Source organism: Vibrio ichthyoenteri ATCC 700023 (genome assembly GCF_000222605.1).
Lineage (GTDB): Bacteria > Pseudomonadota > Gammaproteobacteria > Enterobacterales > Vibrionaceae > Vibrio > Vibrio ichthyoenteri.
The window spans coordinates 25269-38350 of sequence record NZ_AFWF01000107.1; the positions used below are offsets into that span (position 1 = coordinate 25269).

Here is a 13082-nt window from a genome sequence, read left to right on the forward strand (position 1 = left end):
TGTAGATGAATATTCAATCTTTAATTGAAAAGTTTAGCTCTGGTACGCGTTCGGGAAACTGTCTGAGGGTAGTTGTCCAACCGAGCGCGCTCTATTTCTCAGAGTCTAGTGCCGCCATATTGCCTAAGCGAGTTTCCACTGAAGGCGCTGATTGGCAGAAAGTATTGGTTAGCACTTTAGTTAAGGGGCAGGTTATTGATAGTTCGATTGATATCGTTCTAAATTCAAGCCTCTACCAAAACTATCAAATTGAAAAGCCCAACGTCCCGCAAGAAGAGTTGAGTTTAACGTTACCGTTTTTGCTCAAAGATCTTATCAGCGAAAAAATTACCGACATCATTGCCGATGCGATGCCGTTACTTACGAGTAATAAGCTGCAAGTGTATGTGGTACCAAAATCAATGGTATTGGGTCTTGCTCAAGCATTGCAGCAGGTTAATTTAAAGCTTGGTCACATTCTGGTTGAGGATGATGTCTGGGGCCGAGTTGCAATCGATACCGAGCGTTTTGTCTTGTTGCAGCGTAGCCAAAACGGTGCCTATAAAGTTAGTGCTTTTGTGGATAATCGCTGTGTATTCCAACGGACTATTCGAGGCGTCACTGCACCGTTAACGGGTGTGGCGAGTGCAAGTTTTCAACTCGATAGTGTGGCGTTAGAGCTACAACGTTCGATCGATTATCTTTCATCACAGATGCGTGGCGCGACTTTGCATCGCATGAAAGTATGCTGTGACGATGAAGATAATGACGAGTTAGCTAAGGCACTTGATGAGCGATTAAGCGTATCAGTGTCGCGGTTGACCGACTCAGGATTAGAGTCTGGTGCATTGCTCACTCAGTTTATTTCGCAAAATTATGATGCGGGGATCAACCTATATCCTGCTCATCTACAGCCAAAAGTTGATCATTTCACCCTGAACAATGTCGCATTCGCGACCGGCTTTTTGTTGGTTGTGATACTGGCTGCATACGGTTATAACTCTTGGCAAAGTAGCCAGTTGAACCAAGAACTCAGTATCGTTAAGTCTCAAGAGAAAGAGTTTAGCCAGCAAGTCGCCAGTCTTAAGCAACGATTAGCGAAGCATCGACCATCGCCAGAAAAAGTGCATGCAGTCGAACGGCTGAAAGAGGACATCTCATCCAAGCGAGATTCGCTAAATGCAGTGACCAAGTATGACGGTTCACAGCAAGCGGGCTATTCCGGAATTATGTCGTCATTGGCGCAATTAGGCCGTAAAGATATTTCGATTAATTATATTCGCATGGATGATGAAAGTCTTGATATCAAGGGGTTAGCGCGTGATCCACAAGCGATTCCTAATTGGGTTAATCAGTTTAAAGGTGAGTTGAACCTAGTCGGTCGTTCATTTGAAAAGCTGAAAATAGGCCGTAATGAACAGAATATATTGACCTTTGAGCTGCATACCAAAGAGGAAGCCGAGCAATGAAAACGCATTGGCTAAATATGGCTGAAAAATTTGCTAATTTGAGTGCACGAGAAAAGTGGTTGATCGCTTTGTGTAGCTGGGTTGGGATTATTTTAGGTGGGTATGTACTGTTGGTTGAGCCAACGCTCAAAGCGAATCAGTCTTTGCGCCAGCAAGTCACCACTACAGAACAAAGTAACTTGCGTTTAGAGGGTGAAGTTCTTGCCATCACAGCAAAGCTGAAGAAAGATCCTGATCAAGCCATCAACATTGAATATAAAAGATTATTTACTGAAAGCCAGATGCTATCTGAGCAACTGGCAAAAGTGTTTGAAGACTTAATTTCTCCAAGCCAAATGGCCAAACTATTAGAAGATGTATTGGCAGGAACGAAAGGTCTGCACTTGGTTTCTTTAGAGTCACTAAAGGCTGAGCCGATAGTGAATGGCCAAGCTACGGAAAATTATAACGGTTACTACGTTCACCCTGTGCGATTGGAATTAACCGGAAACTACTTTGCCATTTTGAGTTATTTAGAAACGCTTGAGTCACTGCCAGTGAATTACTATTGGCGTAATTTTAGCTATCAAGTGGAAGATTATCCTCAAGCGAAGTTGGTGTTAGAAGTGTACACGTTAGGCACAAGACAGGAGTTTATCGGTGGTTAATAAATTTTTGATTGCGCTACTGGGCACCCTGAGTATTTCTTCATTTGCGATGGCTTCACAAGATCCAACGGCACCACTGAATTGGCAGCCGGTGGCGGAAAGCAAGCAAGCGAAGAAGGTCACACAATATCGCGTGCCTAATTTACAAAGTATCGTCTGTCGTGATGACAAAGAGTGCGTCGCGATTTTGAATGGCCAAGCATTGGCGCAAGGTGAACGTATTGATGGTTTTCAAGTAAAGCAAGTGAGATCGGAGTACGTCACCGTCGCTCGAGGCAGTAAACAGTGGAAGCTGGAACTGTTTCCTCTAGAAGTAAAACAATAAGGTTAATGAGATCGTATGCGTAAACTCGTTTTAGCAATCACCATTGCTTCATTAGTCGGCTGTTCTATGGGGCATCGCGACCCTGTCGAGGCTAAGAGCGTTTTAAATGAAGCTATCAATGAGTCCAATGGTCGCGCGTTGCAAGAGTTGCCGCCGTCAGTTGAAGCGGATTTGATGCCCGAGCTTGATGGCGAAAGTCTTAGCAGCAGCGAGACGGTAAAGCGTTTTCGAATTAAAGCCAGTGGCGTTGATGCGCGAGCCTTTTTCACCAGTTTGGTGAAGGGGACTCAGTTTAGTGTCGCTATTCACCCTGATGTGGCGGGCAAAATCACCGTTAATTTATCCGATGTAACATTGGATGAAGTGTTGTCTGTTGTGAGCGATATGTATGGTTACGATATTCAAAAAACAGGCAAAGTGATTCAAGTGTATCCTGCGGGGTTGCGCACGGTGACGATTCCTGTCGATTATTTGCAATTTAAACGCTCAGGCCGTTCATTAACTTCAATTACCACTGGAACCATTACCAATACTGATAGTGGCTCTTCAAGTGATTCTGATTCATCGTCTTCTTCGTCTTCAAGTTCTGGCACTTCAAAAGGTGGTACAGAGATTGAGACCACCAGTGAAAGCGATTTTTGGCCGCAACTACAAGTGGCAGTAGGACAACTGATCGGTAGTGGTAAAGGGCAGTCAGTGGTTGTTACTCCACAAGCTAGTGTGATTACGGTACGTGCTTTCCCGGATGAAATACGTCAAGTGCGCGAGTTCTTGGGCATTTCTCAACAACGTATGCATCGCCAGGTGATCTTGGAAGCAAAAATCTTGGAAGTGACCTTGAGTGATGGCTATCAGCAAGGCATTAACTGGAACAAAGCCTTTAGTTCGAATGGTACTGATTACTCGATAGGCCAAGGCACCATCGTGAAAGATCCGAATGGTAATATCTTGCCTCAAGTTCTGCCTGGGCTTGATGCCATCGGTACGTTACTTGGTGGTCAAACGAACCTTGTTATTTCAAGTGGTAGCTTTGATGCCGTGTTGAATTTTATGGCGACACAAGGTGATCTCAATGTACTTTCTAGTCCGCGAGTGACGGCATCGAATAACCAAAAAGCAGTGATTAAAGTCGGTACCGATGAATACTACGTGACGGATTTTTCGAGTGTAGTGGGCACTGCTGATAATTCTGAGCCATCGCCAGAAGTGGAATTGACCCCATTTTTCTCGGGTATTTCGTTAGATGTGACGCCACAAATTGATGACCAAGGTAATGTACTGCTACATGTTCACCCTGCGGTTATTGATGTGAAGGAGCAGGTTAAAGAAATTGGCTTTGGTGCCAACAGCTTAACCTTACCGCTGGCGCAAAGTTCGATTCGTGAATCCGATTCGGTGATTCGTGCCCAAGATGGTGATGTGGTCGTGATTGGTGGTTTGATGAAGTCAAATAGTATCGATCAAACCTCGAAAGTACCGTTCTTAGGCGATATTCCAGGCTTGGGTTATCTCTTCCGCAATACGTCACAACTGCAACAAAAAACTGAATTGGTTATCTTGCTTAAACCGACGGTCGTTGGTGTCAATACGTGGCAAAAAGAGTTAGAACGCTCACGCGACTTGTTGCAAGAATGGTTTCCTGACCAACAGCAGTAACTGACCATGTATTTAGAGCATTTTGGTTTTAGCCAACTGCCCTTCCATCTAACCCCAAATACGGAACTGTTTTTGGGGTTAGCACCTCACTATGAAGCCATTCAGACGGTGAACGCTGCGCTTAAAATGGGCGAAGGGGTGATTAAAGTGACCGGTGAAGTCGGCACGGGTAAAACCATGGTTTGTCGAATGTTAGTCAATCATTTTGAACCTAATATTCAATTGGTCTATTTACCAAATCCAGCGTTGTCAGGCAGTGAGCTACGTCAGTCTGTTGCTGCAGAATTAATGGTTCATAACCAAAATGTCACTTCAATTGTTGATGATATCCAACATCGTTTGATCGAGCTTACTAAAGCGGGAAAACAAGTTGTGGTGCTGGTTGATGAAGCGCAAGCGCTCAGTGATGACGCTCTCGAAGTGTTACGATTGTTTGGTAATTTGGAAACGGAACGGCAGAAACTATTGCAGATCGTCTTGTTTGGTCAACCTGAGTTGGATGAAAGATTAGTCCAGCATCACTTAAGGCAATTTCGTCAACGTATTACTTTCAGTGCCAAGCTCAGACCACTCTCTATCGAAGAGACGGTCACCTATATCAATACTCGGCTAGAGAAAGCGGGTGGTAGCGGTGATGTGTTTACGCTCAGTCAGAAAAAAGCGGTGTGGCGAGCAAGCCGAGGTATTCCACGATTGATCAATCAGCTTTGCCATAAAAGTTTGCTGCTTGCGAGCAGCCAAGGTGTAAGCACTGTTCAACATTCACATTTACACGCAGCGGCGCATGATACGTTCGATGCTTGTAAACCAAAGTATAAAAGCCCAATGTGTTGGGGTTGGAGTTAGATCATGAGTGCGATTAATAACGCGCTATCTGAGTTATCAAAGTCACAAACGACTTCGATTAATGATATAGAAAGAGTTCAGGTTCAGGCGATTAAGCAAAAGCCAAGACTACCGTGGTTGATTGCTGGCTTTAGTTTGAGCTTAGCGGTTGGCGGGTGGGCGATTTCATTGCAAGCTCCAGAAGAGCGAATTGAACTGGCCGATGCATCTGACCCTATTACTCAGGCTCCATTCTCTAACGCAGCACTTGATGCGGTGTCAAAGACAGCTTCGGTGGCTTCACGTCCCTCGCCAACGGCGAAGGTAACTCAAGCCAGCGATGCGATTTATAGCGCTCCTATCAAGCCCGCGGTAACGCCGGTTGTTCATGATGTTTCTAAGCCAGTAGTGTCTGCCAAAATTGCAACGTCACCAATGGTGCACAACGCCGTTGTGGTGGATGCCCCAATTGTTGAGTCACAAACGATTGAAAAGCCGTTGGCCAATGTCACGGAACAATCGATTGAAGATAAACCGCGATTACTCGCGCGTAATGATAACCATCTTGTCAGCGATGCAGAGCCTAATGCAGAGATTGCTTCAGGTGGCGCGAATGCAAAGCATTCGGCTGTGCAACTCGAAGATGGTGCGATTGTTGTTGAGCAAGTGGAACTAACGCCAACGCAACTTTCATTTAATGCACAAGAGCGCGCTAAAAAAGCTTTGGACGCAAACAACCTGTCGGAAGCCATCGCACAATACAATGATGCAATTCGTTACACCCCACGCGATAGTAAGGTACGCCAGACATTGGCCGCATTGTATTACGGCAAAGGGGATGCGCGTAAGGCGGTTGATTTACTGCAAAAAGGCATTGCGATTGATAATGATGATATGAGTGTCCGTTTGGCGCTATCTAAGTTACTGCTTAAAGAGAAACAAACGGCAGCCGCACTAACACCTCTAGTCTATTTACCCAATAACCCAACCAGTGATTACTTGTCACTGCGAGCAGCGTTAGCTCAGAAGAATAATCAAGATCCGTTGGCATTAGAGAGCTACCAGAGCTTGGTGGCGCTTGAACCTGAAAATGGTCGTTGGTGGCTAGGTTATGGTATTCAACTTGAGCGCGAGTTTGAAATACCCAAGGCGAAGCAAGCTTACCAACAAGCACTGACAAAAGTGGGTATATCTAGCCAATCTCAGCAATTCATTCGTGACCGTTTGAATGTATTAACTCGATTAGAGGAGCAGCCAAGTGCAGATTAAATTACGTAAACGCCTCGGTGACTTGCTGGTTGAAGAAGGGATCATTAGCGAGCAACAAGTTGAACAGGCGCTGGCAGCACAGAAATCAACAGGTCGAAAGTTGGGTGCGACGTTAATTGACTTGGGCTTCTTGAGTGAAAAGCAGATGTTGACCTTCCTCTCTCAACAGCTTGATCTGCCATTAATCGACCTGAGCCGCATGAACATTGATGTGGATGCGGTGCAACTGCTGCCAGAGGTTCATGCTCGTCGTTTAAGAGCATTAGTGATTGGCCGTAACCTTGACACCCTGCGGGTTGCGATGAGTGATCCTGCCGATCTTTTTGCCCAAGAATCACTGTTGTCCCAATTGCCGCAATACTCAATCGAGTTTGTCATCGCGCCGGAAAATCAGTTGGTTGACGGCTTTGATCGCTATTACCGCCGTACCAAAGAAATCGCTTCGTTTGCTGAGCAGTTACAAGCTGAGCACCAAGTCACGGAAGCATTTGATTTTAGCATTGAAGATGAAGACAGCGATGAAGTCACCGTTGTAAAGCTGATTAACTCATTGTTTGAAGATGCGATCCAAGTGGGCGCATCCGATATTCATATTGAACCTGATTCTAACGTATTGCGCTTGCGCCAGCGTATTGATGGCGTGCTGCACGAAACATTGCTCAATGAAGTCAATGTTGCGCCAGCATTAGTGCTACGTCTGAAATTGATGGCTAACTTAGATATTTCCGAAAAACGTCTGCCACAAGATGGTCGCTTTAATATAAAAGCAAAAGGCCAGTCGGTGGATATTCGTATGTCGACCATGCCGGTGCAATATGGCGAATCGGTGGTGATGCGTTTACTTAACCAATCCTCCGGGGTTCGAAATCTAGAAGAGTCAGGCTTACCGCCGGCATTGCTAGAGCGTTTACGCCGTCAGCTACGTCGTCCGCACGGTATGATCTTGGTTACAGGTCCAACGGGCTCGGGTAAAACCACCACCTTGTATGGTGCTCTAACGGAATTGAATGAGCCGGGTAAGAAGATTATTACTGCTGAAGACCCCGTGGAATACCGCTTGCCTCGCGTTAACCAAGTGCAAGTAAACAGCAAAATCAATTTAAACTTCTCAACGGTGCTGCGTACTTTCTTGCGTCAAGATCCAGACATCATCCTAATTGGTGAGATGCGTGACCAAGAAACGGTAGAGATTGGCTTGCGTGCGGCACTAACCGGTCACCTAGTGTTAAGTACACTACACACCAACGATGCCGTAGATAGTGCGTTGCGCATGATGGATATGGGCGCTCCGGGCTATTTGGTTGCTAGTGCAGTTCGCGCTGTGGTTGCGCAGCGTTTAGTACGCAAAGTGTGCCCTGATTGCAAGACTGAACATCATGTCGATGATGGTTCGCGTCAGTGGTTAATGCAGCGTTTCCCAAATCAAGTTGAAGCTAAGTTTGTCCGTGGCCGAGGGTGTCAAAACTGCAACCTCACGGGCTATCGTGGCCGAATTGGTGTGTTTGAAATCCTAGAGCTTGAGCAAGATATGATGGATGCACTTAGAGCTAATGATGCAGTTGGTTTTGCACAAATTGCTCGGGCATCAGAGAACTATAAACCACTGCTGGCATCAGCAATGGAGTTAGCGTTGCAAGGTATTGTGAGCTTCGATGAAGTGATGAACCTTGGCGAAGGCGACTCAACGGGTAGCGTTCAAGCTATCTACTTGTAGGGGAAGTCATGTCGGTATTTCACTATCAAGGACGCACCTTAGACGGGAATAAAGTCACGGGTAACATTGATGCGGGTTCTGCAGAACTGGCCGCAGAAGCGTTGATGGCCAAAGGAGTCATTCCGACTCAATTGCGCGAAGGAAAAAAAGCGGCCGGACTGGATATTGATTTAAAAGCATTGTTTACGCCAGCGGTACCGCTCGATATTTTGGTGATTTTTTGTCGCCAGATGTACAGCTTAACCAAAGCGGGTGTACCGCTATTGCGCTCGATGAAAGGCTTGACGCAAAACTGTGCCAACAAACAGCTCAAAGAGGCATTAGAAGATGTCACCAATGAACTGACCAATGGCCGCAGCCTCTCTGCATCCATGCAAATGCATCCTGAAGTGTTTAGCCCACTATTCGTTTCCATGCTTAGTGTGGGTGAAAATACCGGTCGATTGGACGATGCGTTACTGCAATTAGCCAATTATTATGAGCAAGAATTAGAGACACGCAAGCGCATCAAAACCGCGATGCGTTACCCAACCTTTGTTATCACGTTCATTATCTTAGCGATGTTTGTTCTTAACGTTAAGGTGATCCCGCAGTTCTCAAGTATGTTCAGTCGCTTTGGTGTCGACCTGCCATTGCCAACACGTATTCTTATCGCCACCTCCGATTTTTTCGTCAATTACTGGGCGTTAATGTTGGCTGCGATCTTTGGTGGCTTATTTGCTTTTCGAACTTGGTTACAAACCGCCGAAGGTCGAGAGAAGTGGGATAAGATCCGCCTCCGCATGCCCGTTGTTGGCGGTATCGTCAATCGCGCGCAATTGGCTCGTTTTTCTCGGACCTTTGCTTTGATGCTCAAAGCGGGTGTACCGCTGAACCAGTCGCTGTCTTTGTCTGCAGAGGCTTTAGATAACAAGTTTTTAGAGGCTCGTTTATTAGAAATGAAGGCTTCTATTGAGGCGGGTAGTTCTATTTCTAATACCGCAATTGCGACAGGTATTTTTACTCCGCTGGTGATTCAGATGCTTTCCGTCGGTGAAGAAACAGGTCGTATTGATGAACTGCTTATTGAAGTGGCCGATTTTTATGACCGAGAAGTTGACTATGACCTCAAGACATTGACGGCACGTATTGAGCCATTTTTGCTGGTGGTTGTCGCTGGTATGGTATTGATTTTAGCGCTAGGTATTTTCTTGCCTATGTGGGGAATGTTGGATGCCATTAAAGGGTAGTTTACTCGCCAATTTAGATCGTTCTCGGTGGGTGGTTTGGTTAATGGTGTTATTGGCAATATTGCTGGCTTTTATTTGGTCGTGGCAAAAAGTGGAGCAAGAGGCGAGTGATACTGCCTTAACGGTTGCCAGTAAGCGTATTGTAGAAAGAGCGAATTATTACAAGCAACAATGGTTACTTTCAGGACAACCTCAGCAGTTAACCATCGAGGGGCGCCCCTTGATTTTTACTCACTCAGGTTGGGTAATTCCTCAGAAAAGTGCCAATAAAACGGTTTGTGATGACTGGTTGGATGTTCTTTATCAAGAAAGAAAGGTTTTGGAATCTTTACCAGAGAAAATTATCGATAATTCAGATGCGTTGGGTTTTCAATGTGAGTACTCATATAGCCGAGAACATGCGATATATGTCCAACTAAAGAATAATAAGTTTAGTGTAAGCGTCAGCTTTTCGTCAGAATATGTTTTTTGACGCTTTCGCGGTGACTTTGTTACAAAAAAAGCGTATAATACGCCATACCAAAAAGCGAGTTGATAAGATTATGAACAATAAACAAACTGGTTTCTCATTAGTTGAGCTTGTCGTGGTGATTGTCGTGGTCGGTTTATTGGCGGTTGCTGCATTGCCTCGTTTTCTGGATGTAACTGATGAAGCGAAAAAAGCCAGTATTGAAGGCGTCGCTGGTGGTTTTGCAACCGGTGTTCTTTCGGCTCGAGCGCAGTGGGAAGCGGAAGCTCGCCCTTCTGTGACTAAAAACGGCGAAAAGCAAAACTACGTCAATTACGATGGCGTCGACTTTTGGTTAACTCGCTCGGAATCTGCCGATGGTACAGAAACCGGCTTCCGTGATGGTTACCCTATTACGGTTAAGGACGGAAATGCGAGTTTTCCGACCGATGTATCAGAATCAACCTGCATATTGTTGATGGAGAACTTGCTTCAGAATCCTCCTCAAGTTGATACTGTCGATAATGCTAAAGACAATAAAAACATTAAGTATTCCGCTCAAGCGGGTGACGGGGGCAGCTCTTGTATTTACATTCAACAAGAAGGCGGCACTGCGCATCAATTTGAGTATGAAATCAAAACCGGTCGTGTGACCGTAACCCTGCAGTAGTACTGCTAATAAATTTTAAATAGAGAGATTGATACTATGAAAAGACAAGGTGGTTTCACCCTTATCGAACTAGTGGTGGTAATTGTTATTCTAGGTATTCTGGCAGTAACTGCAGCACCACGTTTCCTAAACCTACAAGACGATGCACGCGAAGCATCACTAGAAGGTCTAAAAGGTGCTATGGCTGGCGCAACTGGTATTGTTTACGGTCGTGCGGCTATTAACGGCATTGAAGATCAAGCTGGACAAAGTATTTCTGGAGCAACTGGTCAACCTGATATCACTACCGATTTTGGTTATCCAAAAGCAAGTGAGGATGGTATTGGTAATGCAGTTGTTGGTTTGTCAGGAAGCGGTGCTGATTGGGTAGCAGTTTCAGCTGCTACTGGAGATACAATCGAGTATACATTCGCAGGTGAAACGTCACCAACATTGGGAAATTGTACTGTAGCATACACAATGTCTAGTACATCTGCTTCTCAACCGAGTATTGTAGTTAACGATTGTAATTGATTGATTGCGTAAAAAAGGCCAGCCTAGCTGGCCTTTTTTACGCCGGTCTCAAAATTTCCGTAAAATCACCGCATTTTTAATCCCTTACGGTATACTGCTAAAGTTTATCTCTCATTGACGAAGGTGGCATGAAAACTCGCAAAGGATTGGGGTTTACCTTGGTTGAATTGATCGTCGTGATTATTCTATTGGCCATCATTTCTGCGTACGCTGCTAGCCGTTATATCGGTGTTGGCAGTTTTTCTGCATTCGCCATTCAAGATTCTGTCATCTCTGTTGCCCGTCAAGTACAACTCAACCGCATGCAATCCAATACCAGTACATTGAATGATAGCTTTGTGCTCTCAATATCCACTGCTTGTATTGGCTCTAAAGAATCCTGTGCAAACCCAATTGATAGCCGCAGTGATTGGGTGATGAACGATAGTGTCAGTTTTTCTGCTATGCCCAACATTGCTACGATTGAGTTTGATTTGCTTGGCAACCCATTAGGCGCTGCCAGTGCTGGGGTGGATATCACCATCCAAGGTGGAAATAGCCACGCTGTTGTCTCTGTTTGTCCTAATGGCCTTATTTCAACCTCGGGGTGTTTCTAATGAAAGCGCCACGCGGTTTCACCTTAATAGAAAGCATTGTTGTGATGGTGGTGATGGCGCTCGCTATGGTGACCATAACCAGCTTCTTAGTTCCTCAATTTAGTCGTTCCGCCGATCTTCATTATCAGTCGCGAGCTTCAGCGCTTGGTCATGGTTTGATGACGCAAATTTTAGCGCGCAGTTTTGATCAGCATAGTACTCAATTAGGTGGTGTCGTACGGTGTTCATCCATTGATGCTGACTCAGAGTTATGTAGCGGTATTTCGGGGGCATCGTCATCGTTAGGCCCAGATGGTGAAGTACCTGCAAATTTTAATGACGTTGATGATTATATTGGCTGTTGGACGACATCAGCAGTAACAACAAGTTGCCCTAATAATCTCTATGATTTGATTTCTTCCGGAACGAACAGCGCCTACCATAATTTTGAAGTCAATATAGCGGTTACCTATTTTACTAATACTCCCAATAAAATGCTCAAACAGGTCACGCTAGAAATAAAAGCTGGCCAACAAGCACCACTTGAATTTATTGCTTACCGAGGTAATTACTGATGATTCGCCGTGGTTTTACTCTAATTGAAATGGTACTCACCTTATTGGTTAGTAGTATTTTGGTGCTTGGAATTGCCGGTTTTGTTGAGTTGGGTGTGAAGGGGTATGCCGATAGTGTTGACCGCCAAAGATTGCAAACTCAAGCTAAGTTTGTGTTAGAAAAAATGGCTCGTGAAGTTCGTCATGCGGTGCCAAATATTTTTATCTCTGGAGGAAATTGTTTTTCCTTTTACCCGATCATTGATTCGGGATTTTATGTCGTTTCTGGCGCTGATATTAATTTTATTGTTGGTGATCCCGAGGCCACAGTCGCGACGTTAAAAGATAAATATTTGCTTATTCACCCATCACAAACTCTAGCCGCGGGACAAAATCTGGCCAACATAACTCACAATAGCTTCCCATTAACCAATATGGTTGAACATGTGAGTTCAGGCGCTGTGGGTTTAACATTTTCATTGCCTGATCGTGCGGTTGATTTGGTTGGCGGTTCAGTCAGTCAACGACAATATATAGCCGCTCCTAACAAGCAAATCTCTTACTGTTTAGTCAGTGAGCGAGTGGTACGTGGTGAAGGTGATGGAAGTTTACCGTTAACGACCAGCCCTATAACTGAACTGGGTTCGGCTTCCGTGAATGGTACTTTGAGTTATACACCTGCGACAGTGCAGCATAATGGCGTTGTTCATATCGATTTGAACTTCGCTCAATCTGGAGAATCAACGCATTTTCAACAGGACATACAGGTGTTAAATGTTCCATAGTCGAAGCCGTCAAAAGGGCAGTTTGTACATTGTTGTGATCTTTGTTTTGGTCGTGATGGGCTTTTTAGCCTCTACGTTGAGCCGAATTCAATGGTCAAACGCAGATGCTCAAACGAAAGAAGTTCTAGGAACGCAGGCGTGGTTGTTAGCGCAATCAATCAACGAAGAAGCATTAACCATTGTCTATCCCTTACAGACTCAAAGTAGTGCGATTGCAACCAATTGTTCAACTCTAGAGGCTTCGGCGTTAGTTGATGCAGATGACAAGTTTGTTAATGTTGAAAATTGTAAAATCGTTGAGTCAAGCTGTACGCCATCAGGCACGTTGGCTCAAGTTAACTACTTTAAACTGATTGCGCGGGTAAGCTGTGGTTCAGGTAAGAGTGTGGTTGAACGAGCGGAAGAAATTTGGGTGAGGGAATAA

At 45.0% G+C, this 13082-nt stretch carries 15 protein-coding genes; all 15 read left to right on the forward strand.

Annotation, left to right across the window (positions count from 1 at the left end; translation table 11 throughout):
- The first annotated feature begins 5 nt into the window (after positions 1 to 5).
- The 15 genes from RH85_RS09150 to RH85_RS09220 all read left to right on the forward strand — a co-directional run bounded on the left by RH85_RS09150 (position 6) and on the right by RH85_RS09220 (position 13082).
- Positions 6 to 1448, forward strand: coding sequence for a type IV pilus biogenesis protein PilM (locus tag RH85_RS09150; protein WP_006711938.1), 1443 nt, complete (start codon positions 6 to 8; stop codon positions 1446 to 1448).
- Positions 1445 to 2095: a type 4a pilus biogenesis protein PilO gene (gene pilO, locus RH85_RS09155; RefSeq protein ID WP_006711939.1), complete on the forward strand. Its 651-nt coding sequence runs from the start codon at positions 1445 to 1447 to the stop codon at positions 2093 to 2095. The genes RH85_RS09150 and pilO overlap by 4 nt, the downstream gene beginning before the upstream one ends.
- Positions 2088 to 2420, forward strand: a complete 333-nt coding sequence (locus tag RH85_RS09160) for a hypothetical protein (RefSeq protein WP_006711940.1) — start codon at positions 2088 to 2090, stop codon at positions 2418 to 2420. Before pilO ends, RH85_RS09160 begins: the two co-directional genes overlap by 8 nt.
- Before the next feature lie 15 nt (positions 2421 to 2435).
- The gene (mshL, locus tag RH85_RS09165; protein WP_006711941.1) at positions 2436 to 4076 is read left to right on the forward strand and encodes a pilus (MSHA type) biogenesis protein MshL; all 1641 of its coding nucleotides are present in this window, start codon (positions 2436 to 2438) and stop codon (positions 4074 to 4076) included.
- Between the two features lie 6 nt (positions 4077 to 4082).
- On the forward strand, positions 4083 to 4922 hold the full coding sequence (locus RH85_RS09170) for an ExeA family protein (protein ID WP_006711942.1): 840 nt from the start codon (positions 4083 to 4085) through the stop codon (positions 4920 to 4922).
- Positions 4923 to 4925: 3 nt separating this feature from the next.
- Positions 4926 to 6170 carry a tetratricopeptide repeat protein gene (locus tag RH85_RS09175; protein WP_006711943.1) on the forward strand — a complete coding sequence of 415 codons (1245 nt, stop codon included), beginning with the start codon at positions 4926 to 4928 and terminating at the stop codon, positions 6168 to 6170.
- On the forward strand, positions 6160 to 7884 hold the full coding sequence (locus RH85_RS09180; RefSeq protein WP_006711944.1) for an MSHA fimbrial ATPase MshE: 1725 nt from the start codon (positions 6160 to 6162) through the stop codon (positions 7882 to 7884). Before RH85_RS09175 ends, RH85_RS09180 begins: the two co-directional genes overlap by 11 nt.
- Before the next feature lie 8 nt (positions 7885 to 7892).
- Positions 7893 to 9113 carry a type II secretion system F family protein gene (locus RH85_RS09185; protein ID WP_006711945.1) on the forward strand — a complete coding sequence of 407 codons (1221 nt, stop codon included), beginning with the start codon at positions 7893 to 7895 and terminating at the stop codon, positions 9111 to 9113.
- Positions 9097 to 9585 carry a hypothetical protein gene (locus RH85_RS09190; RefSeq protein WP_006711946.1) on the forward strand — a complete coding sequence of 163 codons (489 nt, stop codon included), beginning with the start codon at positions 9097 to 9099 and terminating at the stop codon, positions 9583 to 9585. The genes RH85_RS09185 and RH85_RS09190 overlap by 17 nt, the downstream gene beginning before the upstream one ends.
- A gap of 70 nt (positions 9586 to 9655) precedes the next feature.
- Positions 9656 to 10231 (forward strand): prepilin-type N-terminal cleavage/methylation domain-containing protein, encoded by a 576-nt coding sequence (locus RH85_RS09195; RefSeq protein WP_039948927.1) that lies wholly within the window; start codon positions 9656 to 9658, stop codon positions 10229 to 10231.
- Positions 10232 to 10267: 36 nt separating this feature from the next.
- Positions 10268 to 10744 carry a type II secretion system protein gene (locus RH85_RS09200; RefSeq protein WP_006711948.1) on the forward strand — a complete coding sequence of 159 codons (477 nt, stop codon included), beginning with the start codon at positions 10268 to 10270 and terminating at the stop codon, positions 10742 to 10744.
- A gap of 128 nt (positions 10745 to 10872) precedes the next feature.
- The gene (locus tag RH85_RS09205) at positions 10873 to 11340 is read left to right on the forward strand and encodes a prepilin-type N-terminal cleavage/methylation domain-containing protein (RefSeq protein WP_006711949.1); all 468 of its coding nucleotides are present in this window, start codon (positions 10873 to 10875) and stop codon (positions 11338 to 11340) included.
- A complete protein-coding gene (locus tag RH85_RS09210; RefSeq protein WP_006711950.1) occupies positions 11340 to 11894 on the forward strand; it encodes a type IV pilus modification PilV family protein in 555 nt (184 codons plus the stop codon). The genes RH85_RS09205 and RH85_RS09210 overlap by 1 nt, the downstream gene beginning before the upstream one ends.
- On the forward strand, positions 11894 to 12658 hold the full coding sequence (locus RH85_RS09215; RefSeq protein WP_006711951.1) for a PilW family protein: 765 nt from the start codon (positions 11894 to 11896) through the stop codon (positions 12656 to 12658). The genes RH85_RS09210 and RH85_RS09215 overlap by 1 nt, the downstream gene beginning before the upstream one ends.
- Positions 12648 to 13082 (forward strand): hypothetical protein, encoded by a 435-nt coding sequence (locus RH85_RS09220; RefSeq protein WP_006711952.1) that lies wholly within the window; start codon positions 12648 to 12650, stop codon positions 13080 to 13082. Before RH85_RS09215 ends, RH85_RS09220 begins: the two co-directional genes overlap by 11 nt.